General features: G+C 64.1%; 27 protein-coding genes and 1 pseudogene. 8 read left to right on the top strand and 20 right to left on the bottom strand.

The window, feature by feature from the left end:
* Nucleotides 1-3: 3 nt before the first annotated feature.
* From traC to XM50_RS07650, 8 genes are all read right to left on the bottom strand, one after another.
* The gene (gene traC, locus XM50_RS07685) at nt 4-2,595 is read right to left on the bottom strand and encodes a type IV secretion system protein TraC (RefSeq protein ID WP_037448072.1); all 2,592 of its coding nucleotides are present in this window, start codon (nt 2,593-2,595) and stop codon (nt 4-6) included.
* Nucleotides 2,595-3,647 (bottom strand): TraV family lipoprotein, encoded by a 1,053-nt coding sequence (locus tag XM50_RS07680; RefSeq protein WP_046408708.1) that lies wholly within the window; start codon nt 3,645-3,647, stop codon nt 2,595-2,597. Before XM50_RS07680 ends, traC begins: the two co-directional genes overlap by 1 nt.
* Nucleotides 3,644-4,513: a DsbC family protein gene (locus XM50_RS07675; RefSeq protein ID WP_046408707.1), complete on the bottom strand. Its 870-nt coding sequence runs from the start codon at nt 4,511-4,513 to the stop codon at nt 3,644-3,646. Before XM50_RS07675 ends, XM50_RS07680 begins: the two co-directional genes overlap by 4 nt.
* Nucleotides 4,500-5,825 (bottom strand): TraB/VirB10 family protein, encoded by a 1,326-nt coding sequence (locus XM50_RS07670; protein ID WP_046408706.1) that lies wholly within the window; start codon nt 5,823-5,825, stop codon nt 4,500-4,502. Before XM50_RS07670 ends, XM50_RS07675 begins: the two co-directional genes overlap by 14 nt.
* A gap of 3 nt (nt 5,826-5,828) precedes the next feature.
* Nucleotides 5,829-6,632: a type-F conjugative transfer system secretin TraK gene (locus XM50_RS07665; RefSeq protein ID WP_037448063.1), complete on the bottom strand. Its 804-nt coding sequence runs from the start codon at nt 6,630-6,632 to the stop codon at nt 5,829-5,831.
* The gene (locus XM50_RS07660) at nt 6,629-7,195 is read right to left on the bottom strand and encodes a type IV conjugative transfer system protein TraE (RefSeq protein WP_046408705.1); all 567 of its coding nucleotides are present in this window, start codon (nt 7,193-7,195) and stop codon (nt 6,629-6,631) included. Before XM50_RS07660 ends, XM50_RS07665 begins: the two co-directional genes overlap by 4 nt.
* 1 nt (nt 7,196) lies before the next feature.
* A complete protein-coding gene (gene traL, locus XM50_RS07655; RefSeq protein ID WP_010339788.1) occupies nt 7,197-7,487 on the bottom strand; it encodes a type IV conjugative transfer system protein TraL in 291 nt (96 codons plus the stop codon).
* Between the two features lie 61 nt (nt 7,488-7,548).
* Entirely contained in the window at nt 7,549-7,869 is a 321-nt protein-coding gene (locus XM50_RS07650) for a TrbC/VirB2 family protein (protein WP_037448057.1), read from the bottom strand.
* A 363-nt stretch (nt 7,870-8,232) separates the two neighbouring features.
* On the opposite strand from XM50_RS07650, the gene XM50_RS07645 reads away from it, so the two are divergent.
* Entirely contained in the window at nt 8,233-8,700 is a 468-nt protein-coding gene (locus XM50_RS07645) for a hypothetical protein (RefSeq protein WP_046408704.1), read from the top strand.
* A 105-nt stretch (nt 8,701-8,805) separates the two neighbouring features.
* Nucleotides 8,806-9,330 carry an XRE family transcriptional regulator gene (locus tag XM50_RS07640; protein WP_231621896.1) on the top strand — a complete coding sequence of 175 codons (525 nt, stop codon included), beginning with the start codon at nt 8,806-8,808 and terminating at the stop codon, nt 9,328-9,330.
* Nucleotides 9,331-9,348: 18 nt separating this feature from the next.
* Here the strand turns inward: XM50_RS07640 and XM50_RS20975 are convergent, their stop codons facing one another.
* Nucleotides 9,349-10,296: a lytic transglycosylase domain-containing protein gene (locus XM50_RS20975; RefSeq protein WP_046408703.1), complete on the bottom strand. Its 948-nt coding sequence runs from the start codon at nt 10,294-10,296 to the stop codon at nt 9,349-9,351.
* 106 nt (nt 10,297-10,402) lie between these two features.
* Here XM50_RS20975 and XM50_RS07630 point away from each other — a divergent pair, with 106 nt between their 5' ends.
* Nucleotides 10,403-11,683 carry a hypothetical protein gene (locus XM50_RS07630; RefSeq protein ID WP_037448048.1) on the top strand — a complete coding sequence of 427 codons (1,281 nt, stop codon included), beginning with the start codon at nt 10,403-10,405 and terminating at the stop codon, nt 11,681-11,683.
* A 4-nt stretch (nt 11,684-11,687) separates the two neighbouring features.
* Here XM50_RS07630 and XM50_RS07625 read toward each other — a convergent pair whose 3' ends face one another.
* From XM50_RS07625 to XM50_RS07605, 5 genes are all read right to left on the bottom strand, one after another.
* A complete protein-coding gene (locus tag XM50_RS07625) occupies nt 11,688-11,957 on the bottom strand; it encodes a hypothetical protein (protein WP_037448046.1) in 270 nt (89 codons plus the stop codon).
* Nucleotides 11,958-12,069: 112 nt separating this feature from the next.
* Nucleotides 12,070-12,774 (bottom strand): PepSY domain-containing protein, encoded by a 705-nt coding sequence (locus XM50_RS07620; RefSeq protein WP_331386562.1) that lies wholly within the window; start codon nt 12,772-12,774, stop codon nt 12,070-12,072.
* A gap of 597 nt (nt 12,775-13,371) precedes the next feature.
* Nucleotides 13,372-13,647, bottom strand: a complete 276-nt coding sequence (locus XM50_RS07615) for a hypothetical protein (protein ID WP_030541607.1) — start codon at nt 13,645-13,647, stop codon at nt 13,372-13,374.
* A gap of 55 nt (nt 13,648-13,702) precedes the next feature.
* Nucleotides 13,703-14,452 (bottom strand): methyltransferase family protein, encoded by a 750-nt coding sequence (locus XM50_RS07610; RefSeq protein WP_021245240.1) that lies wholly within the window; start codon nt 14,450-14,452, stop codon nt 13,703-13,705.
* Nucleotides 14,449-14,712 (bottom strand): DUF2933 domain-containing protein, encoded by a 264-nt coding sequence (locus tag XM50_RS07605; RefSeq protein WP_013039078.1) that lies wholly within the window; start codon nt 14,710-14,712, stop codon nt 14,449-14,451. The genes XM50_RS07610 and XM50_RS07605 overlap by 4 nt, the downstream gene beginning before the upstream one ends.
* 252 nt (nt 14,713-14,964) lie before the next feature.
* Here XM50_RS07605 and XM50_RS07600 point away from each other — a divergent pair, with 252 nt between their 5' ends.
* From XM50_RS07600 to XM50_RS07580, 5 genes and pseudogenes are all read left to right on the top strand, one after another.
* Complete coding sequence (locus XM50_RS07600; protein WP_177179228.1) at nt 14,965-16,425, top strand: MBL fold metallo-hydrolase RNA specificity domain-containing protein; 1,461 nt, start codon at nt 14,965-14,967, stop codon at nt 16,423-16,425.
* A complete protein-coding gene (locus tag XM50_RS07595) occupies nt 16,422-17,960 on the top strand; it encodes a thymidine phosphorylase family protein (RefSeq protein ID WP_030541610.1) in 1,539 nt (512 codons plus the stop codon). The genes XM50_RS07600 and XM50_RS07595 overlap by 4 nt, the downstream gene beginning before the upstream one ends.
* Before the next feature lie 8 nt (nt 17,961-17,968).
* Nucleotides 17,969-18,841 carry a ribose-phosphate pyrophosphokinase gene (locus XM50_RS07590; RefSeq protein WP_231621895.1) on the top strand — a complete coding sequence of 291 codons (873 nt, stop codon included), beginning with the start codon at nt 17,969-17,971 and terminating at the stop codon, nt 18,839-18,841.
* Nucleotides 18,842-19,010: 169 nt separating this feature from the next.
* Nucleotides 19,011-19,206, top strand: a pseudogene (locus XM50_RS21145) (hypothetical protein); the annotation flags it as partial.
* Between the two features lie 593 nt (nt 19,207-19,799).
* A complete protein-coding gene (locus tag XM50_RS07580; RefSeq protein WP_046408700.1) occupies nt 19,800-20,420 on the top strand; it encodes a response regulator transcription factor in 621 nt (206 codons plus the stop codon).
* Nucleotides 20,421-20,563: 143 nt separating this feature from the next.
* Here XM50_RS07580 and XM50_RS07575 read toward each other — a convergent pair whose 3' ends face one another.
* The 6 genes from XM50_RS07575 to XM50_RS07550 form a co-directional block, all read right to left on the bottom strand.
* Nucleotides 20,564-22,330, bottom strand: a complete 1,767-nt coding sequence (locus XM50_RS07575) for an oleate hydratase (RefSeq protein WP_030541613.1) — start codon at nt 22,328-22,330, stop codon at nt 20,564-20,566.
* 79 nt (nt 22,331-22,409) lie between these two features.
* Entirely contained in the window at nt 22,410-23,258 is an 849-nt protein-coding gene (locus XM50_RS07570; protein ID WP_046408699.1) for a F0F1 ATP synthase subunit gamma, read from the bottom strand.
* Nucleotides 23,255-24,787: a F0F1 ATP synthase subunit alpha gene (locus XM50_RS07565; protein WP_338124157.1), complete on the bottom strand. Its 1,533-nt coding sequence runs from the start codon at nt 24,785-24,787 to the stop codon at nt 23,255-23,257. Before XM50_RS07565 ends, XM50_RS07570 begins: the two co-directional genes overlap by 4 nt.
* Entirely contained in the window at nt 24,759-25,508 is a 750-nt protein-coding gene (locus XM50_RS07560; RefSeq protein ID WP_030541616.1) for a F0F1 ATP synthase subunit B family protein, read from the bottom strand. Before XM50_RS07560 ends, XM50_RS07565 begins: the two co-directional genes overlap by 29 nt.
* 1 nt (nt 25,509) lies before the next feature.
* Nucleotides 25,510-25,752 (bottom strand): F0F1 ATP synthase subunit C, encoded by a 243-nt coding sequence (locus tag XM50_RS07555; RefSeq protein ID WP_046408697.1) that lies wholly within the window; start codon nt 25,750-25,752, stop codon nt 25,510-25,512.
* Nucleotides 25,749-26,420, bottom strand: coding sequence for a F0F1 ATP synthase subunit A (locus XM50_RS07550; RefSeq protein WP_231621894.1), 672 nt, complete (start codon nt 26,418-26,420; stop codon nt 25,749-25,751). Before XM50_RS07550 ends, XM50_RS07555 begins: the two co-directional genes overlap by 4 nt.
* Nucleotides 26,421-26,427: the final 7 nt, after the last annotated feature.

The following is a 26,427-nucleotide window of genomic DNA, read 5'->3' as shown; positions in this document are numbered from 1 at the left end:
GGTTCACTCCGCCGCGATCGCCGCCGGATCTTCGGCGGGCGTCGCCCATTTCTCGGGGTTGTTGGGGAAGGCGATCCGCTCGATCGCCTCGTCCATGCTGAGCCCGTCAGCGACCATCGCCTCGATGGCGGCGAAGGTCCGTGGGCTCGACGAGAAGAGCGCCGCGGAGAAGGGGTCGAGGACCAGTCGGCCGACGGCCAGGGTGTCGGGCCCCTTGATCATGATGTCCGAATATTCGAAGCCGTTCCTCTTCAGGGAGCGGAGCAAGGCGTCGGTGTAGTCGTCCATCTCGAAGCGATCGTGCTTCTTGAAATCCGCGATGGTCTCGGGCTTCTGCTGAAGGATGACAAACCAGTCGCTATTCTCGAGCGCCGCGATCGAGCCAGCGGATTTGTAGTAGTCGTTGAGCGATTGCGTGGCCGTGACCAGCGACGCGCCATATTTGCGGCAGGTGCGGGCATAGGTTTCGATGAAGTCTGCCATCGCGCCGCCGCGCAGCATCTGCCAGGCCTCATCGAGCAGCAGCGCCTTGGGTATGGACCGGTCGACCTTCCGCATCATCTGCTGCGACATGAACATGATCGCCGTCAGGACGACGCTGCGCAGTTCCTCGCGCGACGAGAGATCGGAGAGCTCGAAGACGGTAAGCTGAGCCTGCAGTTCGAACGAGACCTCGCCCTTGAAGAACTTGCCGTAGGTGCCTGCGCTCGAGAACGGCATCATGGCGATTGCCAGGTGCGAGGCCAGTTCGTGGCCGGTATCGTTGAGCGCGGCGATAACATCGTCGATCGAGCCGTTACGGCCCTGCGCTTCCCAGACCCGGTTGACCGCCCCGTCGATCAGGCCACGTTCCGTGTCGGTCAGACGGTCGATGTGCCGCGACATCTGGTTCACGATCGCCTTGAGCATCGCCATGCAGTCGAGGAGATAGTCCTCGTCTTCGGCTGCCTGCTTTTCATCGATCATCGAGAACGGGTTCAGGCAGAAGCCGCTGGACATGGTGAACTCGACGAAAGCGCCGCCCTGCAATTTCGCCGAGTGCTCGAACGACCGGCCATCATCGATGACCACCACCTTGGATCCCGCGCCACACAGCGAGGCGCACAGCTCCTGCAGCGCCACGGACTTGCCGCTGCCGCTCTTGCCGAACACCGCGACATTGTGGTTGCCGGCCGCATTTTCGAACGGGCTCCAGAAGAATGGCTGGCCCCGTCGACCGATCAGCAGGAGGTGCGGCGTATGGCCGCCGAGATATTCGCCCTGGATGGGAGCAAGGTTCGCCGCGGTGGTACTCAGCATCGTGCGCATGCGCTTCATGCGATCGAGATCCCTCGACAGCCCGTTCGCCATCGTCATGGGCATCGCGCAGAGCAGGCCCATGACCTGGAGGTATCGATCGTCGAGCAGATCCCAGCCCGCCGCCCGGTAGACGGATTTCAGGATACGTTCGTTGGCGTCTCCCCTGCCCTTCGGCGAGAATGATGTGACGCTGTAGAACAGGCGCACCAGCTTGCGCCCTTGCCGAATTTCGTCGTTGACGAACTTCCACTCCTGCGACTGATCGCGCAGCTGGGGCAAGAACCGGGCGGACTTCGAATCCGCGAGGCTCGTGGTCCGCATGAACTTGAAGCTGGCCTTGTTGTTCGACGCCTGCGGATCGGGGAAGTCTAGGCACAGGTTGGTGGCCACCGGACAGGGCATCCGCAGCTTGTCGGCGAACATGTCACCGATCAGGCGCGCGCAATCCCAGGGTGCCCAGCGCTGCGGAAGATTGCGAACGGAGAACGACCGAACGTCGAAGACGTCGGGATAGATCTCGCCGATTTCCGGCGCGCCATCGACCTCCTTGCCCGTTGGCCGAAACCGTTCGGTCCGCAGCAGAATGCGATCCGGATCGACTCGCATCTCGATGTCGCGCCGCACCGCCTGGTCGGCGATCGGATCGAGCGGATTGTAGCTGACCACGTCCTCGCCCGCCGCGGTGGTCGGCGATGTGATGTCGTCGATCCAGCCAATCAGCGCGACCGGATCCATCTTCCGCGCCGAGACGCCTATCGAGCCGAGCACCGAGACCAGGCCGTCCATCACGGCGACGATCTCCTCATTGGAGACGCTCGAGCTCTCCGGGGTCGAATAGGAGATGGCGACCCGATGATTGCGCAGGCAAAACGGTGCGTCGGCCGAGAGCGAATTCCAGACGCCTTCCGTCAGGAAGTCGACCCGATGCTTGGCCATCCGCTCATAGACGCCGCTCGCGGAATAGCGTGGCAGATACCACTTCGAGAGCCGCTCCCCGACCCGGGGACTCATCCAGTCGTGGAACTGAAGGCAACCGGGCGCGGGGATTCCCTCGGAAAGGAACTGTGTCAGTATCTCGCCGGTGCGCTCGTCGGCACCGACCAGCGGCGACACCTCGATCACGAAGCCTCGGGAAGACGAGTTGTAGAAGATGGCAGTTTTCGGATCGTAGCTCCGGTACGGAAGCCAATGGGCGAGCATAGGCACCGCAAGATCCGGCCGCTGCGCATCAGGGCGCTTGCTGTCACCGAAGACGCCCGACAGCAGGTTGTCGAACAGGCCAGCCTTGGCGCTCATCACTTGTCCTCCGGGACGGCCGCCGGAAAGCTCGCGGCGCGAATGGTGGGGCTGGTCAGAGGCTTCATGCTCGGAAGTGCCGGGTCTTCTCCGGCCTGCCGCGCGACGCCTTGGACATGTGCCTCGGCATCCCGGTAGGCCTCGCTCGCCTTCACGCGCGCCATGGCTTCAGGGCCGGAGCTGGCCCCGCCCTCGCTCTCCAGCGCCGGTTGCTTCGCCAATGACGCCGGCGACGCTGGCTGGCGGTTTTTTACGGCCGGCGGGACCGCAGCGGGTCGAGCGGGGTCCTTGAGAGGCTTGGCGTCGGCGACTGCGGGTTGCGAAGCAGAGGCCGCCGCTCCGGTCTCCGATGTAGCGGAAGACGCTCGGGCGTCAGCGGAGACGGACAGGCTCGAGCGCGTGGTGCGCCGCTCGGGCTTCGCTGTCAGACGCTTCGCAACGTCCGCCTTGATGGCGGCAACGGGGTCGGAACCCCGCGCGCGCGCCGCGGCCACGACGGCGGGATCTGGCAAGTTAGGATCGAACGCAGCGATGTCGACGGTTCCCGGCGCCTCACGATCGACCGCCTCGACAAGGCTCAGCTCGGCCGGCGCGGCCGCGGCCGCATTGCGGTCGGGGATTGGTCTCGCGTCGGCGAGGGCCTCCGCCTGCCATTCGGACTGCACCACGGTGTGAACAGCGCTGGCCTCGTGGAGGCGGCCGCGATCGTCGACATAGGGTTGGAAGACGATCCGGAGCACCTTTTCGCGCGTCCGGGCGGCAGGCGTTTCGCCGGTCGCGGCGCGAGGCGACGCGAGCGCGGTCCGCGTTGAACGCTGCGGCGGCTGCGGCGCGGCTTGGTATGGTCCCGCGGGGATCATGACGTCGCCGGCCTCGCCCGAGATCATCGCCATGGCGCGATCGTCGATCGTCGAGGAGGGAGCGCAGATTCCGTCGGGTGCCTGGCACGAGAAGCTGCCCTTGACGTTGCCACCGAGGGTCGCGCACCCAGTAAGCGCCAGCAGGCTGGCGACGCACAGGGCGGAGCGGCACGAGCGGACGCGGGCGCTCACGACCGTGCTTCCTTGATCCAGCTCAGCAGGAACTCCTTCGGCCGGTAGCCCTCGAGGACCGCGCCATCGCTCCGCACGATCACCGGCGTCCCGGTCAGGCCGTGCTTGTGTGCGAACGCTTCATTGGCATCGAGCCCGGAGGTGTCGCACGACGCGCCGCCCTTGAACGGTTCGCCCGCATAAGCGGCGTGGAGAGCTTCCTCCCGGTTCTTCGCGCAATAGACGCGATCGGCGATGTCGCGGCTGCCGAGGACGGAGATCGGACGCTCCACGACGCGCACATCCATGCTGCGCAGCACGTTGGTGAGGGCGCGGCAGTAGCCGCAGCGGAAATCGGTGAAGACCGTGACCGTCTGTCCCGCAGGATTCCCCCACACGATTGCGCCATCCTTCGGCAGGCCATCGAGCGAAAGCGTGGCGGGCCGGGCCGGAAGTGATGTCTTCTGCAGCCGGCCCTGCGGCGGCGCGAGAGCCGACTCTTCGTCTCCATCCGCCGACGCCGCATTGGCCTTCGCGGCGCCTCCCACCAGCATGTCGGGGTTGATTTCGAGGAGCCGGGCCGCGGTCAGGTCCTGCCGCGTCTCCATGTCATAGACCCGGCCGATGATCAGGTAGCGGGCCTTGGTGTCGACATAAAAGAGGTTCGAGCCGGCCGTGACCTCGCACAGCCCCTTCACCTTCTCGCAATCGACCTTCGTCAGCGGCGTTTTGGGCAGCCGGGTCTTCAGGAGACTGGCCACCTCGACGTTGCCCGGGCTTGCGATCTGCGCGGCGACGGCAACGCTGGCGACCCCCACGAATGGCACGGCGAGCAGCATCATCGCTTTTGGCGAAAGGCGCTGGCGCAGACGATCAATTCCGAACATAGACACCCTCCAGGAAGACGATTTCGACATCGATGCCGGTCGGCATCTCGATCACCGGCTGATATTGCTCGGCGCGCTCGATCAGATATTTCGAGACCATGTCCCCGCTCTGAGCGACGCCTTCCCCGAACCCGCCTTGAGCGATGTCTCCGAGCCCGAGCTTCTGTCGCTGACCGTTCACGGTCACGTTGGGCTGCGTCAGGAATGAATTGGCGTTCGCCGAGAAGCCGCGCCCGAACCCGCCGACCAGGCCGGCGATGAAAGCTTGGCTGACGAGACCGCCTTCACGGGAGACGACCCGGCCGCGCACTCCGGTCTTGCCGCCGAAGGCAATGAACCCTTTGACCTCGGAGACCGCATAGCGCCCACCGGGTTGCGGACAGGTCATCTTCTGCAGCTTGACGTAGACCTTTTCGCTCGACAGTTCGCCGCGCGCGGCGCCGTTGATCAAGCAGCCCTGAATCTTGGTCGTAAGAAGCTTGCCGTTTTGCAGCACCGACCGCGCCGGCCCCGTCACACGCAGAACGACGGGAAGCGGATCGGTCTGGCTGTTCACCCCGGCCGCAGCGTCGACTCCGACGATCACCTTGGCGGAGGCAAAGCTATTGGGCGGCAGGTAGTTCGGGCTGTCGGTATAGACCGTATTTCCCTTGGTGACCCTCGACGCGGTTCCTGTGTCGGTGGTCGAGAAGCTGACCATCTTGACTTCCGCCGACCGGCTCACCGAGAGCGCTCCCGGGGCTCCTGCCCCGGCGTCAGGTCGCTGATAGGCCTGCGGGCCATTCGGCCCGTACATGGCTGCCGGCCCCGGTGCCGGCGCGGGCGCCGTAGGGCGCTCGTTCAGCTGCTTGCGGAGCTGCTCGTTTTCAGCCTGGTAGGCAGAGAGCACCCGCTGCCCGTCGGCCTGCATCGCTTGGTTCTGGCCCTTTAGCGCCTCGACTTGCGCGGCGAGGTTGTCTACCCGCGCCGTCTGACCGTTCACCGACTTGAGCTGGTTCTCCGTCGAAGCGAAGCGGTTTTCCGACAGCGCCATCCACTCCTGTTGAGACAGGTTCCGGTTGACGAGGTCCTTGGTCGAAACCTCGACCTTTTCGGCCTCGTCGCCATCCGAGGTCTTCGACACGTCGTCGCCGCTGAAGATCCACATCGACGAGACCAGAAGGCCGACACCGGCGGCACCGGCCAAGAGCATGCGCTGCTTGCGACGGACCGCTTCGTTTCCGGCGAGCTCGCCGCCGACGGGCGAGACACCTTCCCCTTCGCCCTCGTCGAGCGGTTTGCGCTTACGATTGAAGATGTCCGCAAAGGCCATGGCTTACCTCACGTTCTGGGAGACGAGGTAGGCCGTCGTGACCTTCCCCGGAGCGAGCCTGGGCTCGGCGATGGAGACTGCGAGCGCGCTGGCCGGCGCGACCGTGCGTTCGGTCAGCTCGGTCGGCGCGTCGCCCATGTTCTCGATGCGCAGCACCTTTCCGGTGAGGTCCTGGCCGCGATACTCGGCGATCATCTGGACCTTGAGCTTGCCGACATAGACTGGCTTCAGCGCGCGCTGGCGCATCTCATAACCATCGGCGACGCTGTTCGAATACATCGCCTGGACGAGCTCGACGGCCGCGTCCTGGGGGCCGGCAGCGACCTGCTGGGGCGAAGCTTCGGTCGCCTTCTCCTTGGCGATTGCGGGGTTCGACACGAACACCTGGGCAGCCTGGTCACCAGAGATCCGGCACACGAACTTGTAAACGTAGCCGCGCTTAGTGGTGCCAAAGAATGACAGCGCTGGGCGCCCGTAGCCCTCCGGCACGCTAAGATAGATGTCGCCCCGCACCGGCTCGTTCACGACCGAGAAGTCGTCCTGCGGATTGCCAGTCGAGATCTTGGAAACGCTGGCGAACTCGTCCTCGACCAGGCTGATGCGGGTCAGATCCTTGGCGGAAGCCTGGCAATCCACCTGGGCGCTGTCAGCGGCCATGATCGTCTGATCGGCCCAAGCGGGCTGTGCGAAGAGCAAGACCGCAAGCGTCACCAGGCAAGCGCCGATCATCCGGCTCAGGAAGCAGGTGATCCGCGACATGAGGATCGTGCCGGCTGCGGCGGTGCCCAAAGCGTAAATGGCCGTCATTGGTCTTGCTCCTTGCCGGTACGGACCATGCCGAAGCCGATCAGGCGCAGAGAGAGACCCTGGTACTCCCAGTCGTAACGGAAGGTTCGGCGCTCATTCGAGATCACCTTGTTTCCGACGATAGTGTGGAGCTCCCCGGTCACTTCGGAGCGGAGATTCTTCGGGTCGATCTCCATCGACTGGATCGTGAAAAACTGGGAAATGGAGGAGCCGCGCTGCTCGTTGACGATTTTGAGAAGGTCGCCTTTGATCTTCCCCTGGGCCCGCGGCGCCGTGATGGCGAGGACCGAGTTCATCCAATATTCGAGGTTCTGCGGGCTCCGGTCGAGCGTCAGCAAGACGACATCTCGCGTGATCATCTCGAGATATTCGCGCGACACGCCGGCGCTGCTCACCGTCACCGGGGAGCGAAGCACGGGCTGCAGCACGATTTCGCGGTCGCGGGAGATGCCGAACAGGAGGAGGAGCGCCGTCAGCCCGGCGAGCCCGGCTGCGACAACCACCAACAGGTTGCGCTGCTTCAGAACGCGCTGGTTGTGCGCATGGCTGTACGAAAGGTCCATCTTACCCCGCCATCAATCGGAGGTACGAGGGTGGCGTGGCTCTCAGACCGGTGAAGCCGGCCGGAAGATGCCAATAGGCCAAGTGAAGCAGCCAAGACGCTGCACGACCCGCCTTCGCTTTCTTAAGTCCCCACCAGCCGGCGAACGCTGCCGCCATGCCAATAAGGATGTGCTGGGTCATGATCCCCCAGACGAAGGGAATTACCATCGCCAGGAACTCATCCAGGGTCCACAGCCCGATCAGCTCGGGATCATCCAGATGAGATGGGATCGCGTACTTGTCTGCGGCCATTGCACCACCCTCCCCGCGAGCATGACCGGGGCTGCTACCCCCACCGAGCCGTGCGGATGCTTCAGATCGTCGCCGTCACGGTCGAGGTGACGATCGGAATGCCGGTCCCAGCGCCGACGCCGACGCCCACCGGGATCGCGATCTGACCCATGGAGAAGCGGCCCGAGGCGAGCGCCACGATGCCGCCCGCGAGCGAGAGGACCGTAATGATCTTGCCGCCCGAGCCCTCGAGAAAGTCGGTGAACTTCGTGAGGGCGGTGTCGAACGTGGTGTCCGCTCCGGCAAAGGCCGGATCGGCAAAGTAGAGGAGCGCGAATGCCAGCACGGCGAGGGCGAGGATCGCCATCTCCATACGGCCGCTCCGCTTCAGCACAGACTGCATAGTGAGTTTCCCTTCGATGGAGACGCGGCTCCTCCGCGCCCAATTGAAGGGTGAGACCGAATGGACTTGGGGAACAACGACTCCGAGATGGAACCAGGCGCCTTGTGTAGCTTTTTGCTAACCTCGCCATTTCAAGACGCGAATCTGTCCGGGTGCTCGGACACACGTCCCGACTCGCGGACCTGTGTCCGCCCTTACGGACGCGCCGCCCGCAGACGCGGACACGTGTCCCGGTTTGCGGACATCCAGAACGAAGAGTAGAATCGACCTATTGACCGACGAGTCGTATTGGGCGTGCTCAACCAATCCTGCTAGGCTCGGCGTCGCCAGGGCCGTCGGATCGAGGTCGGGGGACGTGCAAAGATGAGTGGCGATAGCCGCGATTATTCGCTCGACATATCGGAGTATCTGTTCCGCCTGACCACGGAGAGCCTTCGCCTGCTCTCTAACGAGACGAAATGCTACCAGAGCCTCGCCAGCATGGTGGACAAGCTGGCTGAATCCCGCGTTTCGCATGCGCTCGCTCAACACGATCTCGAGACCCTTCGCGAACACCTCAGCAAAATTCCGACGAACGGGTCGATCCGCATCCACCTTAAGATCACCAAGACAAGCGCCGACAATCTGCTGGAAGCGAAGCAAAGGCTCAGCGAGGAGCTCTGCTCGGACCTCACCGTCGCCGATGCCATATCAATGCTTCTCTTCGATTATGTAGTCGAACAGAGCGCATCCAAGCTGCTCTCGAAAATGGGGATCGAGGGAGCTGGCGAATCGTCGGTTGCCGTTGAGAATCAGCCGGGTGACAGCGGGAATGTCGTCCCTCTCAAGTAGTTAGCTGGAGCCAACCCCACCGCACTCGATACAAAAAGGGTTGCCAAGTTCCTGACCGAGTGATTTCCTGCCCCGGTCCGAAGAGTCGTTCGGGGGGCTTTAGCTGTGTCATCGCTGGCCACAATCGAGCTGGATTCGCCTAGCGCGCCACCGCCTGGGGACGATCCCGACTACATCCCGCTGATCGTGCGGGCCATGGAGGCTCAGGATATGGGCATCCGGCAAATGGCCCTGAGGACGAACATCAAGAAGAGCCGGCTCGGGGTTATTCTTCATCGCGATTCGGCCAAGCGTGCCCCGATGACGCTGCCCGAATTCCAATCGATTCTCCGCTCGCTCAACATCGACCTCATGCAGGCGATTATCAGTGTGGAAATGGCACGCGATCTGGAACTGATGGGCGACGAGCGCTTCGCCACCCTGGTCGCGATGCTCAGCACCCTTTTCAATGGTCTCCCTCATCGTCTTATAGAGGCGCTTCGGGAGCTCGAGGGAATGGACGGAAGCGAGATTCGGAAGGAATGGGGGACTTACTTCCAGTCGGCGGTCATCAAGAAAATGGTCGCCGAGATCAGCAGGATACTGCAGCGTCGCGCTGTGCTCGAAGAAGGCAACGACTTCGCTCTCTGATCCCTTGACGGCGGCATCTCAAAACGACGTCACGACCGTTGACCTAGAAGCTGCGAGCCGATCACCCGATGCGGTCACCTCACCCTGGGCCGATTGGGGCAAGCTGAGCCTCGACCAATTCAGGAGGATGTTGGAGACGTACGCCTGCGTCTCTGCGAAGGGCGGAATCTTGCCGTTGCGCACGCGACCGGGACCCGCGTTATAGGCCGCCAGCGCGAGGTGATACTGGCCGAACCGGTCGAGCTGCTCGCGCAGGTAGCGAGCGCCACCGCGCAGATTCTGCTCCACATCATAGCGGTTGACGCCTAGACCGGCCGCTGTGTCCGGCATCAGCTGGGTCAAGCCGAACGCATTCTTCGGGGAGTAGATCGCCGCGTTATAGCGACTTTCCCGAATGATCATGGCGTCGAAGAGGCCCACCGGAATGCCGTATTGGCAAGCGATGTTCGCCATCAGCCTATAATAGCCTCGGCGCCGGTACTCGGCGTGGCCCGTAAGAAGCCCGCTCGGCCGATACTCGGTGGGAGCGCACCCCGGCACATAGGTAGCGGACGCTGCGGCGAAGACGCTGCCGCCTCTCATCCATGTGGGTATCGGAATCGCTGAGACGGGCGCCACCGACGCGCCAGAGAATGGAACCTGAGGCTGGGCCGCCCCCACCGGAGCGAACGAATCCTCAGAAGCGCCGGCTGCTACGCCCGGTAGATGGGTGAATGCGCTGGCCATCTGGTACTCGACCCAACGCCGGCTGAGATCGTGGACGCGAAAGCCGGCCGTCGGCGGTGAGGCCTCCGACGTCGACGGAGTCGGCTTCCCATCGACAGGGCCTATCGGGTTCCCGGTGCCGCGCGCGGCGTCCGACATGGAGATCACCAGGGCGGCCCTGATTGGCTTCGACGGCTGCGCGACGGCCCCGCTGGCTGCCACCAGGCCCATGGCCGAACCGATCAACGTCAAAGCTCGCATCAGCTGCTCCCACTCCGAATAATGAAAGTGAGATCGAGTAGTTTAGAGTTGTCAATCCGCCCGAGGTGCCAAAGACTGTGATCTTCGACGCCGTGGAACCCATTTGATGTGGCTCATCGATCGCGAAACGAACGGCGTGGGTGGACGCCGAATCCCTCTTCCACACCCACTGCGCGAAGCGCTGGTCCGCTGGTACACAGGGAGCGGCAGCCGCGCCGATGAGGATGCGGGCATCACCCTTGTCCAGAACGCGCGTATCGGCGCAAAATGGATCGCTTGCGACTGCCTTGCCGCCGGAGAGCCTCCACCGATCCTGACGCCGGCATTTCTGTCGGAGGCCGAAACCTATTATCTGCGCCGGCTGACGAGCGCCAAGCGGCCTGAGCATCGCGAGGATTGCCCATTCTTCCGCGATCAGATCACCCACAGGCTCTCCGAGATTCGCACGCGCGAGACTCCGGCAAACCCGCCCGAGGGCTACTTCGAAGTGCTGAGGCCCGCCCCGGAGAAGCTCGCTCAACGGCCGGAGGATGATGCGACTGATGATCGAACCCGCCATGCGTCGGTGCCGCGCCTCGCCCGCCTCCTGTGGCGGCTGATCGACATCGCCGGCACGAACCGCATCCCGCCGCTCGCCGATGAGGTCGAGCCGGCGTCAATTAAGGCTGAGTTCGACGCGCTGACCCGCGCTGCCGCCAAGATCGAGATCGCACCCAGTATAGAGCTAAGCCGCGCTTTCTGGACCCATGCCGATGCGCTGCACAGCCGCCGTGCGTATGCTGCACTTCGCCAGCTCGCGAGGCGATGGCCGCGAGGCCATGCACCACAAGGCTTCCTCGCCGTCTTTTCGCCGGCCATCCGCGGCCACGTCATCGAGGTCGCGGGTGCTCAGGAATTGCGGGTCGCAAACAGGGTGCAGTCATTCTCTTTCGCCGGAAAACCGGTGAAAGGGCCGTTCCTGGTAATGATCGTCGCAGGCGAGTATCCGGAAGCGCACGGCTACGCACCATTGCGCGCATTTGCCCAACCGATTTATTCGGGCCGTCGCTTCATCCCGGTCAATTCCGAGTTCGAGCGAGACGTTCTGCGCGCGCTTCTGGAAGCGAGGCGCGAGCTAGCCGAGGAGGGCCTTGATATCTTTGTCGAGAAGCCCGTCTTTGATCACCTCACTCCCGCCGGCCCCTGCCGCCCCGACTTCCTGATCGAAGCGCGTTCAGGCACGACCGGCGAGATCAGGCAATTGATCTTGGAGGTGCTGGAGTTCGGCGAGCCCGAGGTCCACCAACGCGAAAGGCTTCGGCGAGTAGCGCCACTGTTGACTGTCACCCCGGCCGACCGCAACGCGGCGCACCTGGTAGCCCGACTCTCAGACGCCTTCGCCCTTTAAACGATCAGCTCCACCTCAACGTGAATCCGAACGAACTGACGATCGCGAGCGTCACGGGCGTCGAAAGCAGATAAAGCTTCTGCCACCGCCACCAGGATTTGGGGAGGAACAGCGCCACATCCTTGGCGCTGCGAAGCTGCGCCCAGGCCTTCTCGCGCCAGAGGCGACAGGCGAGAACAAGGATCGCCAAGGCCATTGCGATCGCGCAGCACAGAGCGGTCGCAGTATAAAGCGCCATCCAGTTGATCATTTCAGCATCGCTCAGATGCGCCATGGTCTACCCCATCGCTGCCAAACGAAGTCTCGCCTGTTCAACTGCGTTCCAACCCGCCGCGCGACTTATCACTTTTCTTTATCATCATGCTTCTCCGGTTTCTGCCGGTCCGCTAGCCTGACGCGCTTGACCGACGCCGCTTCGGCCAACGCATGCAAAGAAGCACGGCCCCGCCAAGCCAAAGTCCGAGGCCGCCGAGCGCAAACCCTAGAAGCCATGGCGTGTTGAAGTCCTCGTGATTCTTCCAATCCATGATGTGAAGGCTCCAGAAGAAGTCATAAAGCCGCCACGTGCCTGTCCTCACCGCCGCAATCCGGCCGGTATCGGCCGCCACGAAGATCCGAGTGGAGTCCGGATCGGCGAACGTCACACGCCAGGCGGGAAGCGTGCCGCGATATTCGGGACTGGCGCGATCGATCAGTTCCACGTTCACACTTGGGTGATCGTTGCTCCGCCAGGCGGCCCTCGCTACCGCTTGGGCTTGCGCCGCAGTTGGGGCGGGCAACAGTGCGCCCGTTCTCGCGTCGAACAGCCGCGTCCCTCGGGCCGTTGTCGCCTCAGCGACCGGGCGGCCAAGCCACATGCGATAGCTCACGGTCTCGATCCGCGTCCCGGTCGCCGCGACGATCACTGATGGTGGGACGAGCGCCACGCCGCGAGGCAAGGGCGCCACGGCTTTGCGGTCCACAAGGTGATCGCCATGCACTCGATCGATGGGCAAGAAGCTCATCAACGCGCCGCTCGCGAACCACAAAAGAAGCTGCGCGCCGACAATGATCGCGAGCCACTTGTGAGTGCGGCTCGCGAGAAGGTGCAGCCGAAGTTTGGTGCTTCTCAGGGTCGAATCTCCATCCTTGCGTGTCTCATTTCGTGCCTGCCAGATTCTTCATCATCCCGCGTGGCCGACAGGTGCGCCCGCGACCAGCGCTTGTACGGCTCAGCCGTCATCCCCGAGAGTTAGCGCACGAACGCCACCGTGTCCCAGACAGGGGATCCGGTGCGTCTTGCCCCCCGCCGGCTCGGCCGTCAGCTTACACCATGCTTGATAATCCAGGGCTGCTGAGCGGGCGTGAGGCGTTGCGCCACCCCTCGCCAGTTCGGGGCTTGCCGTTAAGGGCCTTGGCTCACCTCCGATTCCTCCGCGCCGGGGCGATAGATGACAGCCGCTGCACATCTCTCCGTAGAGGCCGACACCGACTGACACCCGTTGCGCCGACGCAAAATCCGGCCGCGCCCTTGGCAATCAGCCCGCTGGCACGGCGGTCGAACAGGTCAGTTGCTTGTCCGGCTTACAGATAGCGCCCGATCGCACTGCCCGGGCTCGGCCACGTCCTGAACTTCGGTGACGTTCAGGACGTGGCTGCGATCTCGATCGGTGGGCGGCCCAGCTTTTCGAGGGCGATCGCGTGACGGGCTAACCAACGACGGGATCTTTGACCCACCCCAAGGCATCATGCAGCTCTGATATGTCGGCGTCGATGATCGCGTACAGGTCTTTATCTTCCTCGCGAAAGAACATGCGCGCCTTCGCTTCGTCTTCGGCAGGGGGAAGCATCGCTCCCAGGCGCTCCGGCCATTTCGCGTCTATGAATCTCATGAGCCGCTTCCAGGCCGCGGATCGGGTCTGATGGAGGCTCAGGACGGGAACGCCGTTTACTACAATCGCAAGGATCGTCACCTGCATGGTCACATACGCCCCCTCGATTTCGTCATGTTCGTGATGATCTTGCGGAGGAGGACAACGTCTAACCTCCTGGCAGCATGTTGTCGTGTTCTCGAGAACCCTCGCTAACCGGCCCGTCCGTCTGATGGCCTGCCATTCGAGCATTTCCTGTGAAGGCCAGTCCTGCAATCTCCCGCTTCCAACGCAAGCTGGGGAAGAAGGCGGGAACATGGGCCATGTACTGGCGGTAGCTATCGCCGTAGGTCGCGAGCGCGTATCTCTCCTCATGCTTAGCCAAACGAATGTACATCACCACCAGCACCGGAAACATGGCAAGCGTCAGAAGCGTCGGCCATTGTAGCAAGAAACCGAGCATGACGAGGATGAACCCTACGTATTGAGGGTGCCGCACCCGGGCGTAGACCCCCGTCATTGCCAATTCGTGTTTGCGCTGACTCGTGTGAAGCGCCGTCCACGCGATCGAGATTAGCCAAAAGCCTACACCAATCAGCACAAAGCTGGCGATGTGGAACGGGCCGAAATGCGGATTGATGCGCCAGCCGAACATCATTTCCAGGATGTGGCCAGCATCGTGGCTCCACCAGTCGACGCCGGGGAAATGCGACTGGAGCCACCCCGACAGCAGGAAGATGGTGAGCGGGAAGCCATACATTTCGGCGAAGAGCGCGACGATGAACGCACTGAACGCGCCGAAGCTGCGCCAGTCGCGCCGCGTTGCCGGCTTGAAGAAGCTGAACGCAAAGAGGATGAAAACGGCGGCATTGACCAGCGCGAGCCCCCACAGACCATAGCCATAGTCGGCGTGCGTCATCGCGACTCTCCTTCGATGCGGCCGTTGGGATTGGCCGGCAAGCCGGCGGGTGCCTGGCCGGGCTCATGGCCATGCTGATGCCCACCTTGGCCGTGGTGCATGAACAGGTGCATGAGCGGGCAGGCGAGCAGGATGAGATAGGGCAGCACACCCAGGAAGTGCGCGGTATGCTCGGTAATGAGGAAGAAGCTGGCGACGAGCAGGAAGCCGATCAGAACGATCTTGCCGCGCTTGCGCATGCGATGGTCATGTTCGCCCATATGCCGTTCTCTTCTAGTCAACGTCCAGCCTGCATAGGCTCGAGTCCAAGGAGCAAGGTATAAGTAGAGAGCGAAGTCCGAAGGGCATCGCGCAAGCATGGGTAAGGTGATCGATCGGATCGGCCACCGGGTGTTCGCGCGACGCAACTGTCGGGAGCAGCAGTCGTGCTGCGGCTTTTGCGTATAGGCGTGCGGCGTCCGCGAATCAAAGCTGCGCTCACGAACATAATCGTGAGAGGCAGGCCCGCGTCCATGCACAAGAGAAAGAAACGGCACCATTCCCGCAACCAGTCCGGCGTGACCGTCCTCGAGCGCGAAGCAAGGATCGATCTGGCTAAGCGCCCGGCCGATGGTTTCGGCGTCGCCTTTCTCGGCGCATCGGGAACGGTCACAGGGTCGCGTTATCTGGTGGACGATGGTGAAACTCAGATCGTTGTCGATTCCGGCCTGTTTCAAGGACCCAGGGATCTGCGCCGCCTTAATTGGGCGCCAATTCCACCCGAAGTCGCCGATGTCGGCCAAGTCCTGCTGACCCACGCTCATCTCGATCACTCGGGCGCGCTACCGCGCATGGCGCGCCTGGGCTGGGACGGTACCGTCCTTGCCACCCGGGCGACCGCGGCCCTGTGCGAGCTCCTTCTTCCCGACAGCGGTCATCTGCAGGAAAAGGATGCGGAGTTCGCCAACCGGCACGGCTTCTCCAGGCACCAGCCGGCGCTGCCGCTCTACACCCAGGCTGACGCGCGTCTGGCATTGCAGCTCTTCCGGCCGATCGAGTTCGGAGCGTGGCATGCAGTCACGGACGGCATCAGGGTGCGCTATCATCGCGCCGGCCACATCCTCGGCGCGGCGTCGATCGAGATCGACTGGAAGGGGCGGACAATCCTCTTCTCAGGCGACATCGGCCGTTACGGCGATTCGGTGATGAAAGATCCCGAGCCGCCCGCGCGCGCCGACTATGTTCTGGTGGAATCGACCTATGGCGATCGGCGCCACGAGCAGGTCGATCCGACAAAGACGCTTGGAGATCATGTCGAACGATGCGTCGAGAGAGGAGGGACGGTGGTGATCCCGGCCTTCGCCGTGGGACGGGTCCAGTCGCTTCTCTATCATTTCTCGCGTCTGCGCGCGCAGGGACGCCTCCGCGACATCCCGATCTTCCTCGACAGCCCGATGGCGATCAACGCGAGCGGGCTGATGTGCGATTTCATGGACGAGCATCGCCTGGCCCGCGCCGAGTGCGAAGCGGCGTGCAGCGTCGCGCACTATGTGCGCGAAGTGGAGGAATCCAAGGAACTCACCGCCAACCCCGCCCCAAAGGTCATCATCTCGGCCAGCGGAATGGCAACGGGCGGCCGCGTGCTCCACCATCTCAAGCGCTTCGCGCCGGATGGGAAGAACCTCATCCTCTTCTCGGGCTTCCAGGCGGCGGGCACCCGCGGCGCCGCCATGATCGGCGGCGCCCGGACGATCAAGATCCACGGCGAGTATATCCCGGTCGAAGCCGAGGTCGCCAACCTGACGATGCTCTCGGCGCATGCCGACAGCGACGAGCTCATGCGCTGGCTCGGCTCGCTGCACGAGGCCCCGCGCCACGTCTATGTCACCCATGGCGAGCCGACCGGCGCCCACGTCCTGGCGAAGCGTGTCTCGGAGGAACTGGGCTGGGCATGCAGCGTACCGGCGCTGGGTAGCTGGGGCATGCTCGCGTGAAGCCCGGGATCATCGAGAACGCCGAAGCAGAGTCTGTCGCGACGACGCTGCGGGCACGCCGCATCGGCCTGTCGGGTGCCGGTAGCGATCTGATTGCGGTCATGCGCCACGACTGTCCCGTCTGCCGCTCGGAAGGTCTTGCGTCCCGCGCGCAGGTCGCGCTGCGCGCCGGCGGGCGGGAAATCGTCGTCTCGCTGCTGCACAGTTCCGCGGAGGCTCCAGCGCCCGGCGAGATCGGCCTCTCGGAATCCGCATGGCAGCGGCTCGGCGTCAGCGAGGGCGATCCGGTCGAGATCGCGCACGCCCAGCCTCTCGCCTCGCTCGCCGAAGTGCGTCGGCGTATCTATGGCAATCGTCTCAGTGACGGGGCTTTTTCAGCGATCATCACCGACATCGCCGAGCGACGCTATAGCGATGTCCATCTCTCGGCATTCGTCACGGCCTGCTCGGCGGTCCCGCTCGATACGGACGAAACGATCAGCCTGACCAGGGCGATGGTCGATGTCGGCGAGCGATTGCAGTGGCCCGGAACGGTCATCGTCGACAAGCATAGCGTCGGTGGATTGCCGGGCAATCGCACCACGCCGATCATCGTCTCGATCATGGCCGCGGAGGGCCTGATCATGCCCAAGACATCGTCGCGGGCGATCACCTCGCCGGCCGGCACGGCGGACACGATGGAGGTGCTGGCACCTGTCGACCTCGACGTTTCCGCAATCCGCAAGGTGGTCGAGCGCGAAGGCGGCTGCATCGCCTGGGGCGGCGCCGTCAATCTCAGCCCTGCCGACGACGTGATCATCGGCGTGGAGCGCGTGCTCGATATCGATGCCGTCGGGCAGATGGTCGCCTCGGTGCTGTCCAAGAAAGTCGCGGCCGGTGCGACCCATCTGGTCATCGACATCCCGGTCGGGCCGACCGCCAAGGTCCGCGGAGCCGCTGCCGCCGACACCCTCGAGCGCGCGCTGAGCTCGGTCGCCCAAGCCTTCGGGCTTCGCACGCGCGTGATGCGCGGCCCCGGCGCGGAGCCGATCGGACGGGGCATCGGTCCGGCGCTCGAGGCGCAGGATATCCTTGCCGTGCTCCAGGGGCAGCCTGGCGCCGAGGATCTCGCCCACCGGGCCTGCGAGCTGGCGGGAGGACTGCTTGAGCTCGCGGACGCGGCCCCGGCCGGCGAAGGCTATGCGCGTGCGCGGGCGTGCCTCGAAAGCGGCCGGGCCTGGGCCAAGTTCCAACGTATCTGCGAAGCGCAGGGCGGCATGCGGGCTCCACCGGTCGCCCGGTTCCAACAGGATATGATCGCTCCCTATAGCGGCCGCCTGGTGAGTATCGACAATCGCAAGCTCGCGACGGTCGCGAAGCTTGCCGGCGCGCCGATGGCCAAGGCCGCCGGCGTCGCGCTGCAGTGTCGGCTGAACCAGATGGTGGATGCCGGGGCTCCCTTGAGCACCATTCATGCCGAGAGCCCGGGCGAGCTCGATTATGCGGCGGCCTATGCGGTGAGCGACGGGCCGATCTTCGGGATTGAAGCGCTATGAACCGTCCCGTGCTGTTCGCGCTGTCTGGCAGCGAGGCCCTGGCACAGCCGCTATCCGCCGCACTCGATGCAGAGGTCGGCACGATCGAGCATCGTCAGTTTCCCGACGGGGAAACCTATCTCAGGGTCGTAAGCGACATCAGCGACCGCGACGTCATCCTGCTGTGCAGTCTCGATCATCCGGACGCCAAGCTGTTGCCGCTGCTGTTCGCAGCCGACACCGCGCGCGATCTGGGCGCTCGCAGGATCGGGCTCGTCGCCCCCTACCTCGCTTACATGCGCCAGGACATTCGCTTCCATGCCGGCGAGGCGGTGACGTCGCGAACCTTTGCCGCGATCCTGTCCCGCCATCTCGACTGGCTGGTGACGGTCGATCCGCATCTCCACCGCTATCATGCGTTGTCGGAAATCTACCGCATCCCGACCCAGGTTGTTCATGCTGCGCGGCTTCTGGCCTCGTGGATCAAGCGCAATGTCGCTCGTCCGCTGATCATCGGTCCGGACCTGGAAAGCGAACAGTGGGTCTCGCAGGTGGCGGCCGATGCCGATGCTCCGTTTCTCGTGTGCGAGAAAATCCGGTCCGGCGACCGTGACGTCACCATCTCGATTCCGAATGCCCCAGCGTTTCTCGATCGCCAGCCGGTGCTGGTCGACGATATCGCCTCATCCGGCCGGACCCTCGCCGAGGCGGCGCGCCAGCTGGTCGGCATGGGGTTCGCGCGACCGGATTGCGTGGTCGTGCATCCGCTTTTCGCCGGCGATGCAGCGCAAGTCCTGGGTGGGCTCGTCGAGAGGATCGTGAGCACGAACGCTGTTGCGCATACCTCTAATGATATCGACGTGATGCCGGCGATTGCGGAGGCCGTTCGTCACGGAATTTGAACGGTGCGCTGCGCGTCAGTTCTTCAGTACTCAATGCTCAATGCACGATGAAAACGAACGCCCGGCAAACGCCGGGCGCATTCCCATCCATTGACCCTACACGAGCCCGAACCAATCTTCCGGGAACTTCGCTTTCGGAGAAAGTCGCGGCAGGAAAGGAGGATATGTCATGTCGCACACACGCTCTTTCCTTGATCCCTTCATCGTTGCTCGGACCCGCAGCTTGAGCCCGAAGTGAAGCCCGCCATCCTTGCATCCTGGGCGTCCGATCGCTCCGCCGTCGAGGGCCAACCGGCCCTCCGTCGCCCGCCAGCATCCCGGTGCCGGTCGACGATGTGATGGCAGCGCTGCGCTGGCTCGATCGCGCTGAGCGCGGCGCGGGCCTGGCATCCTTGGTTCGTCAGGAACAACCCGGTATCGGTGCCATCCTCGCCGGGAATATCGAAACTGCGACACGGAAGGCGGGCGATCTCTGCGATGATCAGCCTTCGATCTCAAAACCCTATGATCACCGGTTCGTGCTGAATCGGATTCGCCGTGCCGTAGCGGCGCGCGAGCGGAGCTGCGATCCGCCCCGGACATCGGCGTTACGGCGCGCTGCTGACACAGAATAGCGATTATCAGCTTCTTGCCATGACAACATGACGCGTCGAGCTTAGGAGCAACCAGCGCGCTCATCCCCCAAGAGGCGTGCCCACTCCCGGCGGCAGCGTCTTGCGGCGCCTTGCCGCCGGGAGACCAGAGGGAGCGCCGCCCCGTTCGCAAGAGCGGTCATCTCGCAAAGTTCGGCACATGATGCCGGGTCGCTTACCCCCCTCTCGCCGAGCACCTGCCTTGCCTGTTGTGATGCGGCGGTATTTCGGCCTTGACCTTGGACCATGGTCCTACCCGTAGAAGGTCTCCCCTTTGAAGCTGTGCCCGCTGGGGTGCGCAGCAATGCCAACACGTCCGGGGGGCCATGGAGAGCAAGCGCGTCGTTCATGTCATTGATGACGAAGAAACAATCAGGAAAGCTGTAGGATTCACATTAAGGACAGCGGGATTTGCCGTCGAGACCTATGGCTCGGGAGTCGACTTTCTGAAAATTGCAGATGAAGCTGAAAGAGGTAGCATCGTTCTCGACATGCACATGCCGGACATGAACGGTCTACAGGTTCAGGCAGCGCTGACGCAGATGGATATAAGCATGCCAGTCGTGATGCTGACCGGCAACGGAGACATTGCGCTTGCTGTCCAAGCGATGAAGGCGGGTGCTGTCGATTTCCTGGCCAAACCTATCGAACGGGCGCTGCTGCTCGATGCGACAGACCGAGCGTTCGCGCGCATCGACACGGCGGAGGGGCGCGCTCTCGAAGAAGCCGAGGCATGCCGACAGGTCGATCTACTGACACCGCGCGAACGGGATGTTCTCGAAGGCCTTGCGCAAGGCCTTCCGAACAAGACCATCGCCTATGATCTGGGCATTTCTTCACGGACGGTCGAAGTCCATCGCGCGAGCATCATGTCCAAGCTTGGAGTCCGTACCCTTTCCGAAACCTTGCGGATCGCCTTTGCGGCTGGAATGGGAAGGCCGCTGTAGGTAAAGGCGGCCAGGGCTGCTGCGGTTGAATCTCTGCGTGTCACCTGATGGCGCGGACATAGTGCCTGCCGGGATGCATCGACGTTGTTCATCAGCTTTTGGCGGAATTTTCGTGAGCCCAGGCGAAGGGTCGCGCTTGATTGCTATCGCGAAAGGAGATGAAACTCTTCCAACAGCTGGGCGATCTCTGTGCCTTCAAGCTTCTTCATCAACAGCTTGCGCAGGAAGGACGGGCCGGGAATGTCGATCCCTTTGCCATCCCTGAGCGGCCCGATTGTGGCCAGAAGCGTGCGGATATCATAGGTTGAGTTGAACACTTCCGGCACGCCGCGTTCGACCTTCATCAGCGTGTAGACGGCCTCCATCGGCGTGCGCACCGAATATTCCGTCGTGAAGATACAATCACGCTGCTTCGACTCGGCAAACTGGCCGACAAAGGCGAAGTTGACCGCGCCCTCGGGCACCACGTCCGGCCGGTCGCCGGCCTGGCGCGGCATGAAGAAGGCGGTGATGTAGGGCATCATCACCGGCACGGTCGTCGCCCCCGTCGCGGCGAGCCCAGGAATATCCTCGACCGGCACGCCGAGATGATAGAGCCATTCTTGCGTGATCTCCTCGCCCGTACAGTCCTGCATCGGCTTCTTCACATAGTCGCCGGGTCGGTCGACGAACAAGGCATAGAACCAGGCGACGATCTGGTCCTTCGGCTGCTTCCTGAAGTGGGGTTGCCGGCTCACCGTCCAGCTCAGCAGCCAGCTCGAGTCCTTGACCGTGATGATGCCGCCGGTCACCACCGTGCCGCTGAACGGATCGCGCCTGGCGATCTTGCGAATGTACGCCGGAATGCGCGCGTCGAGCGTGGTGATGGTCGCCGACGCCCATTTGGTTTCCGGGATATGGGATCCAAACACGTCGGGACGACCAAAGGCCGGGTCCTTGGCCGCGATCCGGCGCCACAGGTCCCAGGCCGGCGCCGGCCCCTCATTCAGCCTGGCCGGTGTATGATGATCGCCATTGTCGGAATTCTCGGTCAGCGATCCGATGGTGATGAAGACGAGGTCGTCGGCGCCGAGATCGACGCCGCCTTCGACCCCGTTTTCGATCCAGGCAATCCGGGTCGCCTGTTTGCGGCCGGGCCGGATGTCGAAATCGACGTCGGTGACCTCGACGCCGTAGCGAAACCTGACGCCGCGATCCTGCAGCCAGTTGACCAGCGGCAGGACCATCGATTCATATTGATTGTAGCGGTTGAACTTGAGTGAGGAGAAATCCGCCAGACTGCCGATATGGTGGATGAAGCGATGGAGATAGAGCTTCATCTCAAGCGCGGAATGCCACTCCTCGAAGGCGAACATGGTGCGCCAGTAGAGCCAGAAGTTGCTCCTGAGGAAATCATCGCCGAAGACTTCGTTGATCCGCTTGTTCTCCATCTCCTCCCGCGTCGCGAGGAAGACGGAGATCAGATCTCTTCGCGCGCGATCGCTGAGTGTCAGCAAAGCCTTGTCAGGCACATCCTGGCCCTGGTTCTGCGTGACGCGCTGCAGCGAAAAATTCGGATCGTCCTTGTTGAGCCGGTAGAATTCGTCGAGCACACTCGCATCCTCGATCTCCAGCGAAGGGATCGAGCGATAGAGATCCCAGAGGCATTCGAAATGCTCCTCCATCTCGCGCCCTCCGCGGATGACGAACCCCTTTTCGGGGACGTCGAGGCCGTCGAGCGCGCCGCCGGGAACATGCAGCTCCTCAAGGATGGTAATACGCTCGCCGGCGACGCCGCCGTCGCGGATCAGGAACGCCGCGCCCGCTAGTCCCGCAAGACCCGAGCCGACGAACCAGGCCGTCTTCCTGTCAGCGCCCTCAGGTTTGCGGGGGCGCACGAAAGCTTCGTAGTTTCCGCTACTATAGTGCATGGCGAACTCCCTCTTCGATCCCGACGACAATGGCGGTTCTGCGGTTTCTTGCTGAACAGCAGAAGTGCCTGCCCTGCATTCATTCTCGCCGATGTCGCCCGCCGCTCAGTTCGACGACTTCACTGGTGATCTGATCCTGACGCGTGAGGCGCTCCTCGAGGCGCAGGGCCTCGCCCTTGCGATCGATGTGGCTGCGGGCGGTCGCCATGGTGCGCAGCCGTGCCTCATTCTCGGCGACGAACGTCTCGACCGCAGCCGCGCAGATCTGGGCGAAGACATATTCCGCGGTCAGGTCGCCGATAAGGTCCGCCGCGTTGATATTGACGAGCGGCGGCAAATCCGCCGTGGACGCGGGGAAAGTGTCGAGGTCGAGCGGCAGGAGGCTCGCGCGCACGATCGAGACGCCCTTGCCGCTGCTCCAGACCGGATAAGCCATGGTGATGGGCACCGCGCCGGTCTCGTCCAGATAGTCGTACAGCGCGTCGATGATGCTTGTCGCGAGTGCGGGCAGCGCATCGGCCTTGCTCGGCATGCTCGCGCTCCATGCGATGCGCAGACCGCGCTCGGTCGCAAGCGTGGCCGTGCGCGCGCCAATCAGAAGAATATGCCTGTCCTGCATGTCGGCCGCGGCGCCGTCGAGCAGCTGCTCCGGAAAGGCCCCGGCAAAGCCTTGCTCCGCACCGAACAGGATAAGGCCGCCTCTCGCACCACCGACCGCCCGCGCCGGAAAACGCGCCAGTGGCTCGTCAAGGCGGCGCGCCTGGCCAATGGCGGTGCGGGCGGTCTCCGCATAACGTCGCACCGCGGGCAGCAGCGCGCGCGCCTGCTGCGCCCGCTGCGCGGCGATGCCCTGCATGGCGTTGACCACCGCACCGAGCTGGCGGACGGTCTCGATCCGGTGGCCGATCTCGGCGAGGCGATCGCTCATGATGCAGAACCGGCCGGCTGGCTTTCGATCAGCGCTTTCACCGTCGTTATCAGAGCGGACCGCTGCGCGGTGTCGATCTGTCCAGTCCGCTCGATCTGCGCGCATAGATCGGGGACGTGATCGTCGATCCAGGCGGGCAGCCGCGCGCGGAGCGACGGTATCTCCGAGACCACCATGCCATCGAGCAACCCTTCGCCGAGCGCCACGGCCAGCGCCACCTGGTCGACGACCCGTAGGGGACTCGACAGCGGTTGCACGAGCAAGGCGCGCAAGCGCTTGCCCCGTTCGATCTGGGCGCGGACACGCGGCTCGGGCTGCTCGCCGAAGCGGGTGAACATCTCGAGCTCGAGGAACTGCGCATAGTCGAGGCGCATGGTCCCGCTCGCGTCGCGCAGGACGCGAAGCTGCGTCTTGCCGCCGACCCGGCTCACGCTCGTGCCCACGTCGATGGCGGGCTTGTGCCCCTGCGCGAACAGCTTCGCGTCGAGAATGATCTGACCGTCGGTGATCGAGATCAGATTTGTCGGAATATAGGCGCTGACGTTGCCGGCATCGGTCTCCGCGATCGGCAGAGCTGTGAGCGAACCGCCCCCCTTCTCCGTCGAGAGACGCGCCGCACGTTCGAGCAGGCGGGAATGGAGGAAGAAGACGTCGCCTGGATAGGCCTCGCGCCCGGGCGGCTGTCCGATCAGCAGGGCGATCTCGCGATGGGTCGCGGCATGCTTGGTGAGATCGTCGAGCACCACCACCGCATGGCCGCCACCATCCCGAAAATACTCGGCCATCGTGAAGCCCGCGAACGGCGCGATCCATTGCAGCCCCGGCGCCGCGGCGGGGCTCGCCACGACGAAGATGGTGCGATCCGGCGCGCCATGCCGCCGCACCTGATCGACCACGCGCGCGACCGCCGAGCTTTTCTGGCCGATCGCGACATAGACGCAGATCATGTCGCTGGTGCGCTGGTTGATGATCGTGTCGACCGCGAGCGCCGTCTTGCCGGTGGCGCGGTCACCGAGAATGAGTTCGCGCTGCCCCCGGCCGATGGCGAACATCGCATCGATTGCGAGCGTGCCGGTCTGCACCGGCTGGACGACGAGGTCGCGTTCGATGATCGCCGGCGCCGGCCGTTCGACAGGATCGAAGCGCCTGGCCCGGATCGGCGCGCCCCCATCGAGCGGACGGCCGAGCGGATCGACGACTCGGCCAAGCAATGCCTCGCCAACCGGCACGCGCACCACCTCGCCCGAGCCGGTTACGGTGTCTCCTGCCTCCACCTGTGCGGCATCGTCGAGCAGCACGCAGCCAATCCGGTCCCGGTCGAGCGTGTGGACGAATCCGGTCTGGCCCCGGGCGAGATAGAGCAATTCGTCGAGGCGCGAGTCCGGAAGGCCCGAGACCATGGCAACGCCGTCGCCGATCGATTCCACCCGGCCAATTGCATCGACACGCGGCCCGAGATTGGCGCGCGCGATGCAGCTCTGGGCCTGCGTCAGCCAGTCTTCAGGCGATCCGGGCATGATTGTCCTCATTGAGGCTCTCCACCATGGCGTCGAGATCGGCGCGCCAGCTGTTGCGCACGACGGCGTGGGGCGTGCGAAGCTCCGCGCCGGCGATGAGATCTGGATCGACCGCGAAGATCGGGGTCGCGGTATCCGGCAGGATTTCGCCAAGCGCGCGCGCTACCTGCGTCTGCAGATCGGCCGTCAGCGGCGCGGGCGTCGCGACGGTGACGGGCCCGGCGGCCGCCAGGCTGAGGCGATCCGCCTCGGAAAGGTCCCCGAGCCGCGCCTTGAGCGCGTCGACCATGGCCTGCACCGTCTGCTCGGGCGGGAGACGAGCGAGCAACGTGCCTGCCATCGAGGCGGCGAGGCTCGCTGCCTTTTCCCGCCACTGCGCCGCCACCCGCCCGCGTTCGGCATCGATCGCCGCATGGCCTTGCTCGACGACGGCGTCCGCCTCGAGCCTGGCCTGCGCGAGGAGGCGCTGGCGCTCCGCTTCGGCCTCGGTCCGGATCTCGGCGCGGCGAGCCGCCGCATCCGCGACGAAGCCGTCATTCTGCGTCTTGAGCGCCTGCGCTTCGGCCTGTGCCCGGTCCTTTGCCTCCCGCGCTTCGTCGAGCAGCGCCTGGGCCGATGCCTGGCGGGCAGCGATGGCATCCATCACCGGACGGAACAGGAAGCGTCCGAGCAGCCACACGAGGATGAGGACATTGACCGCCTGCAGCGCGAGCGTCCACCAGTCGATCCGCATGTCAGGCGAACGGGTTGGCGAAGAGCAGCAGCAGCGCGATCACGAGGCAGTAGATCGCCATCGTCTCGATCATCGCGAGGCCCACGAACAGCGTGCGCGAGATGGTGTTGGCGGCTTCGGGCTGGCGCGCGATCGCGTCCATCGCGGCGGCGACGGCCCTGCCCTGCCCGAGCGCCGGGGCGATTGCGCCGATCGAGATCGCGAAAGCGGCGCCGAGGATGCTGGCGAGATGGATCCAGTTCATGCGGGGGACTCCTGTTTGGATGGCGGGCGGGCGCCGTTCTCGCTGATAGCGCTGCCGATAAAGACCATGGCGAGCGCGCCGAAAATGTAGGCCTGGACCGCGCCGGTCAGCATTTCGAGCGCCATCAGCGGGATCGGGACGAGCAGCCCGGCCAGGCTCAGCACGACGCCGATCATGAAGACACCGCTCATGACGTTGCCGAACAGGCGCACCATCAGCGAGAAGCTGCGGGTGAAGAGCTCGACAATATTGAGCGGGGCGAGCAGGATCGAGGGGCGCGCGAAGGTCGCGAGATAGGCCCTGGGCCCGAGCGCGCGGACGCCGAACCAGAGCGTCGCGCCGAAGACGATCAGCGCCAGCGCCGCGTCGGTTTCGAGGGTCGCGGTCGGCGGCTCGACGCCGGGGATCAGCGACGACCAGTTGGCGACCAGCAGGAACAGGAACAGCGTGCCGATCAGCGGCAAATAACGCCGCGGCTCCGCCTCCATCGTCTCGCGGATCTGGCCGGCGACGGTCTCGACGACCAGCTCGAGCGCCGCTTGGGCTCGGGTTGGGCGTAACGCAAGGCGGCGGGTCAGCAGCCAGCTTCCGATTGTAAGGACGGCCATGATGCCCCAGGTCGTGGCGACCGGCTGGCTGATCGGCACCGGACCGATCGCGAACAGCACATGGCTT

The sequence above is a fragment of the Sphingomonas sp. Ag1 genome (assembly GCF_000980895.1).
Lineage (GTDB): Bacteria > Pseudomonadota > Alphaproteobacteria > Sphingomonadales > Sphingomonadaceae > Sphingomonas > Sphingomonas panaciterrae.
Note: the sequence above shows the minus strand (reverse complement) of the source record. Positions and strands in the feature narration are given on the sequence as shown.